The 14,651-nt window shown below is 70.2% G+C and carries 15 protein-coding genes; 3 read left to right on the plus strand and 12 right to left on the minus strand.

Annotated elements, in window-relative coordinates:
* From ACY0I8_RS06275 to mdh, 6 genes are all read right to left on the minus strand, one after another.
* Nucleotides 1–810: CoB--CoM heterodisulfide reductase iron-sulfur subunit B family protein (locus tag ACY0I8_RS06275; protein ID WP_461394076.1), on the minus strand; the 810-nt coding region annotated here is incomplete at its 3' end.
* Nucleotides 811–822: 12 nt separating this feature from the next.
* Nucleotides 823–1,236: a 4Fe-4S dicluster domain-containing protein gene (locus ACY0I8_RS06280; RefSeq protein ID WP_459940851.1), complete on the minus strand. Its 414-nt coding sequence runs from the start codon at nt 1,234–1,236 to the stop codon at nt 823–825.
* Nucleotides 1,237–1,494: 258 nt separating this feature from the next.
* Entirely contained in the window at nt 1,495–2,055 is a 561-nt protein-coding gene (locus tag ACY0I8_RS06285; RefSeq protein ID WP_461394077.1) for a Fe-S-containing hydro-lyase, read from the minus strand.
* A gap of 14 nt (nt 2,056–2,069) precedes the next feature.
* Nucleotides 2,070–2,912: a fumarate hydratase gene (locus ACY0I8_RS06290; protein ID WP_461394078.1), complete on the minus strand. Its 843-nt coding sequence runs from the start codon at nt 2,910–2,912 to the stop codon at nt 2,070–2,072.
* Between the two features lie 116 nt (nt 2,913–3,028).
* Nucleotides 3,029–3,907 carry a LysR family transcriptional regulator gene (locus ACY0I8_RS06295; protein ID WP_461394079.1) on the minus strand — a complete coding sequence of 293 codons (879 nt, stop codon included), beginning with the start codon at nt 3,905–3,907 and terminating at the stop codon, nt 3,029–3,031.
* 57 nt (nt 3,908–3,964) lie between these two features.
* Complete coding sequence (gene mdh, locus ACY0I8_RS06300) at nt 3,965–4,894, minus strand: malate dehydrogenase (RefSeq protein WP_461394080.1); 930 nt, start codon at nt 4,892–4,894, stop codon at nt 3,965–3,967.
* Nucleotides 4,895–5,098: 204 nt separating this feature from the next.
* Here mdh and ACY0I8_RS06305 point away from each other — a divergent pair, with 204 nt between their 5' ends.
* The 3 genes from ACY0I8_RS06305 to ACY0I8_RS06315 are packed head-to-tail and all read left to right on the plus strand — an operon-like array spanning nt 5,099 to nt 6,730.
* Nucleotides 5,099–5,662 (plus strand): UbiX family flavin prenyltransferase, encoded by a 564-nt coding sequence (locus tag ACY0I8_RS06305; protein ID WP_461394081.1) that lies wholly within the window; start codon nt 5,099–5,101, stop codon nt 5,660–5,662.
* 16 nt (nt 5,663–5,678) lie between these two features.
* Complete coding sequence (locus ACY0I8_RS06310) at nt 5,679–6,239, plus strand: NUDIX hydrolase (RefSeq protein WP_461394082.1); 561 nt, start codon at nt 5,679–5,681, stop codon at nt 6,237–6,239.
* Nucleotides 6,236–6,730 carry a hypothetical protein gene (locus ACY0I8_RS06315; RefSeq protein ID WP_461394083.1) on the plus strand — a complete coding sequence of 165 codons (495 nt, stop codon included), beginning with the start codon at nt 6,236–6,238 and terminating at the stop codon, nt 6,728–6,730. Before ACY0I8_RS06310 ends, ACY0I8_RS06315 begins: the two co-directional genes overlap by 4 nt.
* Nucleotides 6,731–6,748: 18 nt before the next feature.
* Here the strand turns inward: ACY0I8_RS06315 and ACY0I8_RS06320 are convergent, their stop codons facing one another.
* The 6 genes from ACY0I8_RS06320 to ACY0I8_RS06345 all read right to left on the minus strand — a co-directional run bounded on the left by ACY0I8_RS06320 (nt 6,749) and on the right by ACY0I8_RS06345 (nt 14,639).
* Complete coding sequence (locus tag ACY0I8_RS06320; protein ID WP_461394084.1) at nt 6,749–7,984, minus strand: L,D-transpeptidase family protein; 1,236 nt, start codon at nt 7,982–7,984, stop codon at nt 6,749–6,751.
* Between the two features lie 181 nt (nt 7,985–8,165).
* The gene (locus ACY0I8_RS06325) at nt 8,166–8,726 is read right to left on the minus strand and encodes a DUF6125 family protein (RefSeq protein ID WP_459940842.1); all 561 of its coding nucleotides are present in this window, start codon (nt 8,724–8,726) and stop codon (nt 8,166–8,168) included.
* Nucleotides 8,727–9,144: 418 nt separating this feature from the next.
* Nucleotides 9,145–9,813, minus strand: a complete 669-nt coding sequence (locus tag ACY0I8_RS06330) for a hypothetical protein (protein ID WP_461394085.1) — start codon at nt 9,811–9,813, stop codon at nt 9,145–9,147.
* 10 nt (nt 9,814–9,823) lie between these two features.
* Entirely contained in the window at nt 9,824–11,554 is a 1,731-nt protein-coding gene (locus ACY0I8_RS06335; protein ID WP_461394086.1) for an FAD-dependent oxidoreductase, read from the minus strand.
* 131 nt (nt 11,555–11,685) lie between these two features.
* Entirely contained in the window at nt 11,686–12,102 is a 417-nt protein-coding gene (locus ACY0I8_RS06340) for a RidA family protein (protein WP_461394087.1), read from the minus strand.
* Nucleotides 12,103–12,512: 410 nt separating this feature from the next.
* A complete protein-coding gene (locus ACY0I8_RS06345) occupies nt 12,513–14,639 on the minus strand; it encodes a RelA/SpoT family protein (RefSeq protein WP_461394088.1) in 2,127 nt (708 codons plus the stop codon).
* Between the last annotated feature and the right edge of the window lie 12 nt (nt 14,640–14,651).

The raw sequence follows: 14,651 nt of genomic DNA on the forward strand, positions 1-14,651 counted from the left end.
CAGGAGCTCCAGCCCCTCGCCCAGGGCCAGGGCCAGGAGCTCCGTGAAGTAGAGCACCGGGAGGCCCCGGAACGATTTGTCGGCCTTGGCCATCTCGCCCTGCCGGTCGTCCAGGTTGAACTGGCACAGGGGGCACGCCGTCACCACGAGGTCGGCCCCCCGCCCCTTGGCCGATGCCAGGATCTCCCGGGAGCACCGGGTGGCCATGGCGTCGGAGTGGACCACCTGGAACGCCCCGCAGCACTCGCTCTTCATGGGGTAGTCCACGGGCTCGGCGCCCAGCGCCGCAATCAGGTCCTCGAAGATCCGGGGCCGGTCGGGATCGTCCATCTGCATCTCGGCCTTGGGCCGAAGGAGGAGGCACCCGTAGAAGGGCGCCACCCGGAGCCCCTCGAGCCGGCGCGAGACCTTCTGGGCCAGGGCGTCGAACCCGATCTCGTCCCGGAGCACCTCCAGGTAATGGAGCACGGAGAGGTCGCCCGCGTACTCCTCCTCGATGAAGTCGGTGACCTTCTTTCGCCGCTCGGGGTTCGTCTGCATCACGTGGTTCGTGCGCTTGAGCACGTTGTGGCACACGGCGCAAAGGGTCACCAGCTTCTCCGAGGCCTTCCGGGCCCGGGCCAGTACCCGGGTCGGGGAGGCCAGGGCCATGTCGTAGTCCTCGGCCAGCGGGAACGTGGCGCCGCAGCAGGTCCAGTAGGGCATCTCCTCCAGGGTGAACCCGAGGCGTTCTCCCGCCCGTTTCGCGGCTTCGTCGAACGACTTGGCCTTGGTATACAGGGTGCAGCCGGGAAAATACGTGAGATTCATCGCAAGCTCCGGTCAGCTCAGGGGCACGAACTTGCGGGCCGCGCTGATGAGCAGGATCTGGGGCACCCGCTGGAGGTACTCGGGCGGGAGCTTCTGGAGCTGGATCTCGCTCTTGCCCTTGCGGATCTGGAGCATCCGCACGGCCTCCATGATCCGGGCCAGATCCACCCCCTTGGGGCACACGGCCCGGCACTGGAGGCACGAGGCGCAGATCCACGGGGTGTTGGCCTCGAGCACCTTCTCCTCGAGCCCCAACTGGAGGTACCGGATCACCTGGTTCGGCAGCATGTCCATCTCGGGGGTGGCCGGGCAGGCGGCCGAGCACTTGCCGCACTGGTAGCAGCGGTACACGCTCTGCGCGGCCACCTCCTCGATCTTCCGGATCCGGTCGTTCCTGATCTTTTCGGTTTCGATCCGAACGCGCATGGTTTGGTCTCCCGGCCGAGCCTCCGCCGCTGGCAGGCTCAGTACCAAAACTTCGGTCCACGGTCGCCGGTCCCTTGGCCCAAGCCGCGACAACCCTTCTTTCCCGGCACCCGGCCCCCTGACCCCGACCCTCTCCCCCCGCGGGGGAGAGGGCATTCCGTGGGGGTGCCGCGGGGCGGCACCGAGTCCCCCTCCCCTGGAGGGAGGGGGCTTTCCCGGCTGCCTTCCAGCCTTCTAGCCTTCCAGCTTTCCAGCCTCCTAGCCGCCCTTCCCGTACCGCTTGCGGCCCTCTTCGTAGAGGTCTCCGCCGTGGGCGTCGTTCACCACGACCACGGGGAAGTCCTCCACCTCGAGCCTCCGGATCGCCTCGGGCCCCAGGTCCTCATAGGCCACGATCTCGGCCGAGCGGATCCGCTTGGAGATCAGCGCGGCCGCCCCGCCCACGGCGCCGAAATAGACGGCCTTGTGCTTTTTGAGGGCTTCCTTCACCTCGGCCGAGCGCTTGCCCTTGCCGATCATGCCCTTGAGCCCGTGGGCCACGAGCACCGGGCTGTACGGGTCCATGCGGTACGACGTCGTGGGGCCGGCCGAGCCGATGGGGCGGCCCGGGGGGGCCGGGGTGGGCCCGACGAAGTAGATGATCTGCCCCCGGAGATCGAAGGGCAGGGGCTCCCCCTTCTCGATCAACGCCACGAGCCGGGCGTGGGCCGCGTCGCGGGCGGTGTACACCGTGCCCGTGAGGAGCACCCGGTCTCCGGCCCGGAGCCGTTCCACGTCGGCGTCGGTGAGGGGCGGGGTCAGTCGGATCGGTTCGCTCATGGCCCGGCCCTCCCTTAGATCTCCGCCTCTTTGTGGCGGGCGGAGTGGCACTGGATGTTCACCGCCACGGGCAGGCTCGCGATGTGGCAGGGGTGGGCCTCGATGTGGACGGCCAGGCTGGTGGTGGTGCCCCCGAGGCCGGCGGGCCCGATGCCCAGGGCGTTGATCCGCCCCAGGAGCTCCCGCTCCAGGTCGGCGTAGAACGGGTCGGGGTTCGGCTCGCCCCCGGGCCTGAGGAGCGCCCGCTTCGCCAGAAGCGCCGCCACCTCGAAGGTGCCGCCGATCCCGACCCCCACGATGGTGGGGGGGCAGGGGTTCGGGCCGGCTTCCCGCACCCGCTCCACCACGAACCGCTTCACCCCCTCGACCCCGTCGGCGGGCTTGAGCATGGCGATGCCGCTCATGTTCTCGCTGCCGCCCCCCTTGGGCGCAAACGTGATCCGCACCCGGTCGCCGGGTACGACCCGCACGTGCACGACGGCCGGGGTGTTGTCCCCCGTGTTCTTGCGGCGCAGGGGGTCGGCCACGATGGACTTTCGCAGATACCCCTCCTCGTAGCCCCGGCGGACCCCCTCGTTTACGGCTTCGTAGAGGTCGCCCCCCACGAGGTGGACGTCCTGCCCCAGGTCCACGAACACCACGGCGAACCCCGTGTCCTGGCACAGGGGGAGCCCCTCGTCCCGGGCAATCCGGGCGTTCTCCAGGAGTTGCTCCAGGACGTCGCGGCCCGTGGGGCTCTCCTCCGTGTCCCGGAACCGTTCGAAGGCCCGGACCACGTCGTCGCCCAACCGGGTGTTGGCCTCCACGCACAGGCGCCGCACGGTCTCGGTGATCGCTTGCACGGGGACGTCGCGCATTCTCAGCCCTTCTCCCGCCGGCACGGCTCGCTTCTCGGTTCGTGAACCCGTGGCATCCTAACAGCGGTTCAGCTTAAAGAAAAGTTGGAAGTTTTTAACGTTGACTTAAGCCAATCTTACGATCCACACAGATCTCGCAGGATCGAAAGCAGGAAATCCGTCAGCGGGCGAGCCGGGTGGCGGCGCCGCTCGTACACCCCCACCCGGCGGACCAACTGGGGGCTCCCGAAGGGCAGAATCCGGAACCGCCGGCCCACCGAGACCAGCCGCGTCCGGTTCAGGGGGATCACGGCGACGCCAAGGCCCTGCTCGACGAGGCTCAGCACCGCCTCCAGGCTGTCGAGCTCGATCACGTCCCGGGGCCGGATGCCCCGGGCCATGAGCTGCCCTTCCACCATGGCCCCGGTCCAGGCGGTCTTGTCGAACCGGACGAAGGGGAGCCCCCGGAACCATTCGGCGTCGTCGTCGCCCTCCATGTGGGGGGGAGCCACCACGTAAAACGGCTCTTCGTCGTAGCCCCTCCATTCGCAGTGGGCCGGCGGGGCGTAGGGGGGCTCGCTGATCAGGGCCGCCTCCAGGTCCCCCTCCTCCACCCGGGGCGCCAGGGCATCCGAGATCCCGGAATGGACCCGGATCTGGAGTTGGGAGTACTCCCCCTTGAGCGCGGCCAGGGCCCGGGGCACCGGCCCGGTGAGGGCCGAGGGAATCACCCCCAGGACCAGGGCCCCCGGAAGGCTTCCCTCGGGGTTGAGCTGGACCTTGAGGCCCTCGTAGAGGGCCAGGATCTCCTCGGCCCGCTCCAGGGCCAGCCGCCCGGCGGCGTTGAGCCTCGGCCGGCCGCCGGAGCGGTCGAAGAGTTCCACCCCGAGCTCCTCCTCCAGGGCCTTCATCTGGAGGCTCACCGCGGCCTGGCTGAGCCCCACCTGCTCGGCGGCGGCCGCAAAGCTTCCCTTCCGCGCGATGGCGACCAGGGTGCGAAGGGCCCGAAGGGACATGGCCGAACGCTCGGCGCCCCGGTCCGCAAACCCCGGGCCGGGGCGCCCTTTGGGGACCTAGAGGGGCAGCTTCTCGACCAGCCCCTCTACGGCCGAGGCCGACCGGTCCAGGGCGGCCTTCTCGTCGGGGGTCAGGTCGATCTCGAAGATCTTCTCCACGCCCTTCTCCCCGAGGAGCACCGGAACCCCCAGGTAGATGCCCTGGTACCCGTACTCACCCTCGAGGTACGCGGCGCAGGGGAGCACCCGCTTCTGGTCCTTGAGGATCGCCTCGGCCATCTGCACCGCCGAGGCCGACGGGGCAAAAAACGCGCTCCCGGTCTTCAGGTAGTTCACGATCTCGGCCCCGCCGTTCCGGGTGCGGTCGATCAGCGCCTCGATCCGCTCCGGGGGCAGGAGCGACTGGAGCGGGATGCCCCCCACGCTGCAGTACCGGGCCAGGGGCACCATGGAGTCGCCGTGGCCGCCCAGCACGAAGGCCTGCACGTCCTCCACGCTCACCCCGAGCTCCAGGCTCACAAAGGTGCGGAACCGAGCCGTGTCGAGGATGCCGGCCATCCCCACCACCCGCTCCTTGGGGAACCCGCTCACCTTGAGCGCCGTGTAGGCCATGGCGTCGAGCGGGTTCGACACCACGATGATCACCGCGTTGGGCGACCGGGGGGCCACCTGTTCGGTGACGCTCTTGACGATCTCGAAGTTCTTGAGGAGAAGGTCGTCGCGGCTCATGCCCGGCTTGCGGGGGAGCCCGGCGGTGATGATGACCACGTCGGAGCCGGCGGTTTCGTCGTAGCCGTTCGTGCCCACGACGTTCACGTTGAACCCCTCGACCGGGCTGGCCTCCAGAAGATCCAGGGCCTTGCCCTGGGGCACCCCCTCCACGATGTCGACGAGCACCACGTCGCCGAGCTCCTTGGCGGCCGCCCAGTGGGCCGCGGTGGCCCCCACGAATCCTGCCCCCACCACCGTGATCTTGTTGCGCGCCATGGTCTTCCTCCCTTTCGTGTTGGACGTGGAAAAGAGGTCCACCCCCGCAGGGTGCGGCATCCTAGCACCCGCCCCCGACTTCAGCAACGCTAAAAAACTTGAGTCTCGCTAAAACCGGACCCCGCGCCGGCTTGACCGGGGCCCGGGCGCGCCCCATTGTGTACCGCGGTATGCCGCCGAACCGGAACACGGAAGGAATGGGCCATGCGTAGATTCGTGATCGGCATCACCGGTGCAAGCGGGGTGATCTACGGCGTTCGGCTCCTCCAGGTGTTGCGGGAGATGCCCGACGTCCAGACCCACCTCATCCTTTCCCGCGCGGCCCGGGAGACCCTGGTGCTCGAAACGGAGTGGGCCCCGGAGGCCGTGGAGGCCCTGGCCGACCGGGCCTACGACCCCGACGACCTGGCCGCTCCCATCGCCAGCGGGTCGGTGCCCACCGACGGCATGGCGATCGTGCCGTGTTCCATGAAGACCCTGTCGGCCGTGGCCCACTCGTTCGCCCACAACCTGATCGCCCGGGCGGCCGACGTGACCCTCAAGGAGAAGCGGCCCCTGGTGCTCGTGCCGAGGGAGACGCCGCTCCACAAGGGGCACCTGGAGCTCCTGGCGAAGGCCGCGGATCTCGGCGCCGCGATCGTGCCCCCCATGGTGGCCTTCTACCACCGCCCCACCACGATCGAGGAGATCGTCGACCACACCGTGGGAAAAGTGTTAGAACAGCTGGACGTCGAGCACCAACTCTACCGCCGCTGGCAGGAGACCTGACCCCAAGGAGGCCGCCTTGCCCAAGCCCTGGCCCCTCGTGGAGAAGACCCTGGAAGGGGACTTTCGCATCTTTCGCCTGGTGCGGGAGCGGGCCCGCAGCCCCCGCACCGGGGCGCTTCACGACTTTTTCGTTCTGGAAACCGGGGACTGGGTGAACGTGATCCCGCTCACCCCCGAGGGGCAGGTGGTGCTGGTGCGCCAGTACCGCCACGGGGTCAAGCGGGTCACGGTGGAGATTCCCGGGGGGCTCGTGGACGACGGGGAGGACCCGGCCGCGGCCGCGGCGCGGGAACTCGAGGAGGAAACCGGGTACCGGGCCGGCACCGTGGTCCACCTGGGCTCGGTGGACGCCCAACCGGCCCTCCAGAACAACCGGTGCCACACCTACCTGGCCTTGGGCTGCGTGCGGGTGGGGGACCCGGCGCCCGACGCCGGCGAGGACCTCCGGGTGGCGCTCGCGTCTGTGGTCGACGTGCCCCGGATGATCGCCGCAGGGGAGATCACCCACGCCCACGTGCTGGCGGCGTTCTACTGGTACGAACTCTGGCGCCGAGGGGAAGGAGCGGCCGGTCCGTGACGGTGGGCCTGTACTGGCACTCCCGCACGGGCACGACCCGACGCGCCGTGGAGATGCTGCGCGGGATCCTCGAGGACCGGGGGGCCGAGGTGCGCGCCGGGGAGATCCGACCCCGCTGGGACCTGCCCTACCCCCTGTGGCTCGCGCTGTCGTTCGTGCCCGGGAGCCGGTTTCCCGTGCGGCCCGGGGGCACGGGGCCCACCGAGGTTTCTCGCGCGGTGGTCGCGTTCCCCAAATGGACGTTCTCCCACCCACCGGTGAACGCGTTTCTCGCCCGGGTCTCAAAGACCCTCCCCCCCACCGGGCTCCTGGTCACCTGCGGCGGGTGGGATCAGGAGCGCTACCTCGAAGGCTACCGGCGGCGGCTCGAACGCCTCGGCGTGGAGGTGCGCTCAACCCTGGCGATCAAAAAGAAACACCTCGGGGCCCCCGCCACCCGGGAGGCCCTGGCCCGTTTCGCCGACGCCCTGCTCGCCGGCCCCGCCGCCTAGCCTACCCCCCGACCGCCTTCACTTCCCCACCCACAGGGGCAGGCTGAGCTCCCTCGCCTCGCCCCCGTTCGACGGGAAGTACCGGATCACGGCCCGGTAGCTGCCCGGGGGAAGGGGCTGGCCCAGGGTGTCGCGGACCTCCCAGACGAAGTTTCGGGATTCTCCCGGCTCCAGATGCACCATGGACTGGGCCACCATCTGGGGCCGGAACACCACCCGGCCGGTGTCGTCGCGGACCTCGATGGGGTAGGGATTGGGCAGGTCGATCGGGACCTGGGCCTCGATCTGGAACGTGACCCGGCGTCGGGCGTCCGGAGGGCAGTCGAGGCACGACCAACGGGCGAACCCGTCCGCGCCTTCCGCCGGATCGGACATCCCGTTTTCCTTGGGCAGGCTCCCCACCCGCCGCGCCACCCCGTCTTTCGCCGCCAACACGGCGTCGAGGGCCCCGGGATCGACCGCACCGGCGGCTCCCTCCCGCTCCAGGGCGGCCCATACCTCCTCTCGGGACGGGGTCCCCAACCCGTAGACGTCCGGGTGGGCCTCGGCCCACACCTCCCCGTCGGGGGTCACGGCGACCTTCACCGGCAGGTACACGATGTCCACCCGCAACCCCTGGGTCGCCCGCCCATAGAGCTCGTCGATGTCCCCGTCCCGGGCCCGGATGCACCCGTGGCTCAGGAACTGCCCCACCGAAGTCCCGAACGGCGTGCCGTGGATGCCGTATCCCCAGAGGGAGAGCTGGATCCAGTACCGGCCGAGGGGGTTGTCCGGTCCGGGCGGCACCCGCTGGCGTACCAGAAGGCCCTCCCGCCGCATCTCCTCCTGGATCGACGGCGGCACGTCCCAGGTCGGGTCCTCCTCCCGGAACAGGATCGTGAACGACCCGAGGGGCGTCGGCCGGGCGGGCCGGCCCAAGCCCACGGGGTACCGGGCCGTCACCTGCTTCCCCTCGAACACGTAGAGCGTGGCCTCGGGCACGTTGATGACCCAGCCGTCGTCCAGCACGGCCGGCACCACCCGCCTCGTGTCCACGGCGAGGCGCTGGCCCGGGTAGATCCGGTCGGCCCGCTCGATCCCGTTCTCCGCGGCCAGGGTCTTCCAGGGCACCCCCACGCGCGAGGCGATCCCGATCAGGGTGTCCCCCGGCTTCACCTCCACGGACCGGAGCTCCCCCACCACCTGCCGGAACACCCCGAGCCGGGGCCCCGGAGGTTGGGCGAGCTCGTGCCCCGCGGCAAGCCGGGCCCACATCAGAAGCACCCCCCAAACGATCCCACAACGAACGGCACGTCCCATGCGCGACACCCCGACGGAAGCGCGATGCTGCGAGTTTCCCGGGGTCAGTTTACCCGCGCAGCCCCTCTGCGGAAAGTCGCCCCGCTGGCGTTTCCGGGGGGCGACGGGCCGGCCGGGTCGGGGATTTGGCCGGCCGCTAAGGGGTTTCGCCAGACCCGGGCTCCAGGGTGAACTCCCAGGCGCACCAGAACTCGTCGGGGTGCTCGTCCGGCGGGCAGGCGATGCAGCGGGTGCGGATGCGAGGATCCACGGCCCGGGCGAACTCCGAATATTCCACGATGCCCACGGACTTGCAGGGGAAGTCCGGAAGCCCCTTTCGTTTCCGGGCCGACTGGACCCGGCAGTCGAGCATCCGGAACACGGCCCGCGTGTCGGTGACCTCGATCGTCTCCTGGAGGTTCAGCCGGGCGTAGAACCGGTGCTTCAAACACTCCACGAGGGCCGGGATGCCGCCGCCCGGTTCCATGCCGAGCCGCTCCATGATCCGACGGGCCTCGATCACGGTGAAGGTGCGCCAGGCCTCCCGGTCGGCCTCGATGGCGGCCTCCATGCCGTGGGCCCGTTCCACGGCCTGAAACCACAGGCCGTCGTGGGCGAGCCAGTTCTTGGCGTCGTCGATGAGCATCCGGATGAGCTCCTCCTTCGTCATGTCGTAGAGCATCCGGATGCCTTCGTTCCCCCTGAGCGTCTGGTGCATGGGACTCCTCCTGGATTGGAATGGGAAACCAAACAACGCGGGACCCGGCGGAGCCACCGGCCCCGGGGTTCCCGAAGAACGTCGTGCGAGGCGGCTAGGCGGCTAGGCGGCGGGGATTCTCTCGGATTCCACCTGCGGATTCCACCGGAATCGCTGATCCCAAGATCCCCTCCAAGTAACCTCCCGCTAGGACGCTAGGAGGCTGGGACGCTAGGATGCCAGAATCCTTTGGGCTTCCAGCGCCAGCGGATTCCCAACCTGTGGGAGCGGCTTCCAAGCCGCGACGCCCTTTCTTTCGGGCCTCGCGGCCCGGGTCGCGCCTTGGAAGGCGCTCCCACACCGGGGCCCCGCCACGCGCGTTATTGTCCTGCGTAGCGGGGCCACGAAGGGGGCCTGGGGAGCTTCCGAGCCGCGGCCCTCAGGCCTCCGGGCAGTGGTGCTCCCACCCGAGCAGGCGGGCCGCGCCCGCGATCCCCACACCGTAGGCCACCACGCGGGTGCCCGGCGCGAGCCGGGGCCCCACCCGATCCCACACGCCCTGCACGAGTCCCCCGGCGCCCACCAGCACCGTGCGGCACCGCCCGACCGCCTCGGGGAGGTCCGTCAGGGCCGAACGTTCCCCCAGGCAGATCAGCGGTCGAACGGTCGAAAGGGCCTCGTAGAGGCAACTGTGGGTTCCCACGAGGCACGCGCACGGGGGCTCGCCCCCGGGACCGTAGCGCTCGGCGAACTGCGCCGCGCAGGCCGCGGTTCCGGCCACCGAGCACAGGCGGGGGGCAACCACCAGTTCCCGGCGCCAGGCCAGGTAGGCGTTGATCGCCGCCAGAAGCCTCGCCCGTTCCGCCGGGACCTCGGCCGGCCGGTGGGCGAGGTCCCCGAGGGGACCTTCATATCGGACCGCCAGGGTCGACACGCAAAACCCCTCGGCCTCCCCCACCCGAGCACGCAGCACGAACCGGGCCGGCACGGGGCCGAGGCACGCGATGCCGGGCCAGCGCTCCGGGGCGGTTTCGACCCGAACCCCGACGTCCCGGTGGCCCGCCGCGGCAAGCCGCACATCCAGCCGCGCCCGTAGAAGGCCGAACATCCCGTCCGGCTCAGCCGTCCGACGTTTCATAGGGCCATCCCACCACCCCCCCCTCCAGGAACGAGATGTTCTCGAACCCCAGCCCCTCCAGGATGCGCTGCCCCTCGTAACCCCGAAGCCCGAACTTGCACACCAGCACCACGGGCCGGTCCTTGGGCAGCTCGCCCGCCCGGGCCCGCAACTGGCCCAGGGGAACCAGCTTCGCGGCGTCGAAGGGCAGGGCCTCGTGCTCGGCCGGGCTTCGGACGTCTACCAGGTCGTGCGGCCGGCCCTCCCGGCGCCACCGGAGGACCTCCTCGGGCCGCACGCCCCGGGCCAGGCCGTCCAGGACGTTCCGGACCGTGTTGGCCGCCACCACCAGGAGGTCCATGGGCGGCGCGTAGGGGGGCGCGTACACCAGGTCCAGGTTCGCCACCTGCTCCAGGGTCATCCCGGAGGTCACGGCGGCCACGGCCGCGTCCACCCGGCGGGCCACGTCGCCCCGGCCGACGCCCTGCACCCCCAGCACCCTGCGGGTCTTCCGGTCGGCGATGAGCTTGAGCATCATCGGGGCGGATCCGGGCATGAAATGGGGCTTGTCCGACCCCACCACGATCGCCGCCACGGGGTCGAACCCGGCTCCGGCGGCCTCGGCCTCCCCCAGCCCCGTGCGGGCCACCGTGAGCTCGAAAAACCGCATCACGAGGGAGCCGTCCACCCCGGGGAAGGCGTCCACGTCTCCGAGCACCGCGTTGGTGCCGGCGACCCGCCCCTCCTTGTTGGCCGTGGACCCCAGGGGAATCCAGCACGGTTTTCCGGTGACCAGGTGGCGTTTCTCGGCGCAGTCGCCGGCGGCATAGATCGCCGGGTCCGAGGTGCGAAGGTGCTCGTCCACCCGGATGGCCCCGGTGGGGCCGATCTCCAGGCCCGCCGCCCGGGCCAGGGCCACCTGGGGCCGGACCCCGGTGGCCACGAGCACCAGGTCCACCGGTACGGTCTCGGCCGGCAGGCGAAGCGCCACGGCCCGGTCCCCCTCGGTGACCACCTCCGAAACCGCCGTGTCGGTGAGGACCCGGATCCCCTTGCGGAGGGCGTGGGCCTCGAGGTGGGCGGCCACCTCGGGATCCACGTTGGGAAGCACCTGGGGCAGCCGCTCCACCACCGTCACGTCCTCGCCGCGCTCCCGCAGGGCCTCGGCGATCTCGAGCCCGATCAAGCCCGCCCCGATCACCCCCACCCGCAGCGGCCGGGCGGACCGCTCTCCGGAGAGGTCCCGTTCCTTGAGGAGATCGGCGATCTGGTCGAGGGCCGCGCGGAACCGCCGGGCGTCCTCGTAGGTCTTGAGGAAGAACACGTTGGAGACGTCGAGCCCCGGGATCGGGGGGCGGGCCGCCTCGGCGCCGGTGGCCAGGACGAGCCGGTCGTAGGGCAGCGTGCGGGTCTCGCCCGAATCGAGGTGTCGCACCACCACCTCCCGGGCCTCCCGCCGGATCTCCACGGCCTCGGTGCGGGTGAGGAGGCGGATGTCCTTGACCTGGCCGAAGAACCGTTCGTCCCGCACGACGCCCGAGGGGGTTTCCATGAGCTCCTCGATCCGGCCCACGCTCCCGCCCACGTAGTACGGGAACCCGCAGGCGCCGTAACTGGCCCGGGCATCCCGCTCCACCACGGTGATCTCGGCGGTGGGGTCGAGCCGCCGGGCCCGGGCCGCGGCCTTGGGCCCGGCGGCCACCCCCCCGATCACGACGATTCGTTTTGCCATGGCTCACTCCTCCCGAAGCGCAAGAAAAAAGGGGCATCCCGGTTTCCGGCAGGGGCCGAGGCACACCCGCCGAACCCTTGAGATGCCCCGCGAGGCCAAAAGTCACAAAAAAATCGGGAAACCCGTCCCTCCTACCGCACGAGGTCGACCGGTTCCAGGCCCGGCCCGTCGCCCGCCAGGGCCACGGCCTCGATCTCCACCCGGGCGCCCTTGGGCAGCGCCGCCACCGCCACGGCGGCCCGGGCCGGCGGTCGGTCGGGGAAGAACCCGGCGTACACCTCGTTCATGGCCGCGAAATCCCCCATGTCGGCCAGGAACACCGTGGTCTTCACCACCCGCTCCAGGCCGCTTCCGGCCGCCTCGAGGACCGCCCTCAGGTTCTCGAGCACCCGGCGGGTCTGGGCCCGGATGTCTCCGGCCACCATCTCGCCGGTTTCCGGGTCGAGGGGAATCTGCCCCGAGCAAAACACGAACCCTCCGGCCACCACGGCCTGGCTGTAGGGCCCGATCGCCCTGGGCGCCTGGTCGGTCGAGACGATTCGCTTCATGGGGTCACCTCCTGTGGGGGGGGCCTTCGGCCCGCTGGAAGGCTAGAACGCTGGAAGGCTAGGACGCTAGGAGGCTAGGAGGCTAGGAGGCTCGACTGGGGTGAATCGTGAATCGATTGGTTGCTCGGCACCCCTCGGGGGTTTCCGGCGGCGCCCCCCTCGCGACTTCTTCCGGATCACTTCGGTCTACGGTCCCCAGTCTTCGGTCTCCGGTCCCGTGGTCCAAGCGTCTGTGGTTCGCCGCTCAACTGACGCGGAAGTTACTGTTTTTGCAAACAGGCCGCGCGCCGCGGCCTACCGGAGCTTCCGGCCGCCAAGGTCACGCCACCGCCGCTTCGGGGCTTCCCAGCCTCCCAGCCTCCCAGCCTCCCAGCCTTCCAGCTTCCCAGCTTCCCAGCCGACCGGCCGCCCTACGTCTTCACCCGGGTGACCCGGTGGACGCCCTTGACCGAGAGGATCGCGTTCAGGACCCGCTGGAGCCGGTCCAGGTCCTCCACCAGGATCTCGAACCGGCACACGGCCTGGCCCGCGGCCCAGGTGTTCACCTGGGCCCGGGCCACGTTGATGTCGTGCTCGGCCAGGAGGTTCGTGATCTCCGCCAGGATCCCCTTGCGGTCGAGGCAGTCCACCCGAATCTTCACCGGGTGCACCGCCCCCTTCTTGCCCGCCCACTCCACCGCCACGGTGCGTTCCGGATCGAGGCGGCGCACGTTGGGGCAGTCGGCCGTGTGCACCGTCATGCCCTGGCCCCGGGTCACGAACCCGACGACGCGGTCGCCGGGAAGGGGGTGGCAACACCGGGCGAACCGCACCATCGCGTCGCCCACTCCCCGGATCACGATGCCGCTCGTTGTGCGGGGAGGCTTTCGGGGCCGCTTGGGCGGGGCCTCCTTCTCCTCGAGCTCGGGGTAGAGTTTCCCCAGGATCTGACGCGCCGAGATCTTCCCGTACCCCACGGCCTCGAGAAGCTCCTCGGCCTTGTTGAGCCCAAACGCCTTGGCCGCCTCGTCCATCTCCCCGGATTTCAGGGCCTTGGAGAGGCTCTTGTCGGCCTTACGGAACTCCCGTTCGCAGATCTCCCGGCCCAGCTCGGCCGAACGGACCCGCTGCTGCGCCTTGATCCAGGCCCGGATCTTCGCCCGGGCCCGATTGGTCTTTACGAACTCGAGCCAGTCGGGGCTCGGGGTGTGGTGCTTGGAGGTGATGATCTCCACCTGGTCGCCGTTTCGCAACTCGTGGCTCAGGGGGACCATGCGGCCGTTCACCTTGGCCCCCACGCACTGCTCCCCCACCTTGGAGTGGATGGCGTAGGCGAAGTCCACCGGGGTGGCCCCCCTGGGCAGCTCCATCAGGTCGCCGGCCGGGGTGAACACGTACACCACCTCGGGGAACCAGTCGCCCTTCACGCTCTCCAGGAAGTCCTGGGGATCCTGGATCTCCTTGTGGGCGTCCACGAGCTTTCGGAGCCACTCGAACACCCGGTCCATGGGATCGGCCTCGGAGCGCTTCTCCTTGTAGCGCCAGTGGGCCGCGATGCCCTCCTCGGCGATCCGGTGCATCTCCTCCGTGCGGATCTGCACCTCCATGGGGTGGCCGCCCGGCCCGATGACCGTGGTGTGGAGCGACTGGTACAGGTTGGGCTTCGGCAGCGCGATGTAGTCCTTGAACCGGCCCGGCACGGGCTTCCACTCGGCGTGGATCGCCCCCAGGATGGCGTAGCAGTCCTGCACCGTGCCGGTGATGATCCGGAAGGCCACCAGGTCGTACACCTTCTCCAGCGGAATCCCCTGGTCCTGCATCTTCCGGTACACGGAAAACAGATGCTTCGGCCGGCCGCTCACCCGGCCGGCGAACCCGTGGCGCTGGAGCAACTGCTCCAACCGGACCTTTACGTCCTGGATGTACGCCTCCCTCTCGGCTAGCCGGCGGCGGACCCCCTCTTCGAGCTCGGCCCACACCTCGGGATGGGCGAACCGCAGGCCCAGGTCCTCGAGCTCGCTCTTCAGGCGGTGGATCCCGAGCCGGTTCGCAAGCGGCGCGTAGATGTCGAGGGTTTCCTGGGCCAGCGCGACGCGCTCGGGGCCAGGCCGGGCCTCCAGGGTCCGCATCACCTGGAGCCGGTCGGCCAGCTTCACCAGAACGACCCGCACGTCCTGGGCCATGGCGAGGATGAGCCGCCGGAACCGCTCGGCCTGCTCCTTTTTGCGGGAGGTGTACCGGACCCTGGCGATCCGAGCGAGCCCCTGGAGCACCGAGGCCACCTCTTCCCCGAAGTGGGCGCGCACCTGGTCCAGGTCGCTCACGGCCTCCTCCACCACGTCGTGGAGCAGGCCGCAGGCTACGGTGACCTCGTCGAGGTTGAGCTCGGCTAGGTTCTGGGCGACGGCGACGGAATGGCGGAGGGTGGGATCCTGGGAACTGGTGTCGGCTCCCCCGTGGGCCCGGGCCGCGAAGAGGTAGGCCTTCCGGATGAGGTCCAGGTTGGCGTCCGGGTGGCGCTGCTCGACCGCTTCGAGGAGTTCGGCAATCCGGTGCATCGGGTCGCGGGC

The sequence above is a fragment of the Deferrisoma sp. genome, from assembly GCF_054681715.1.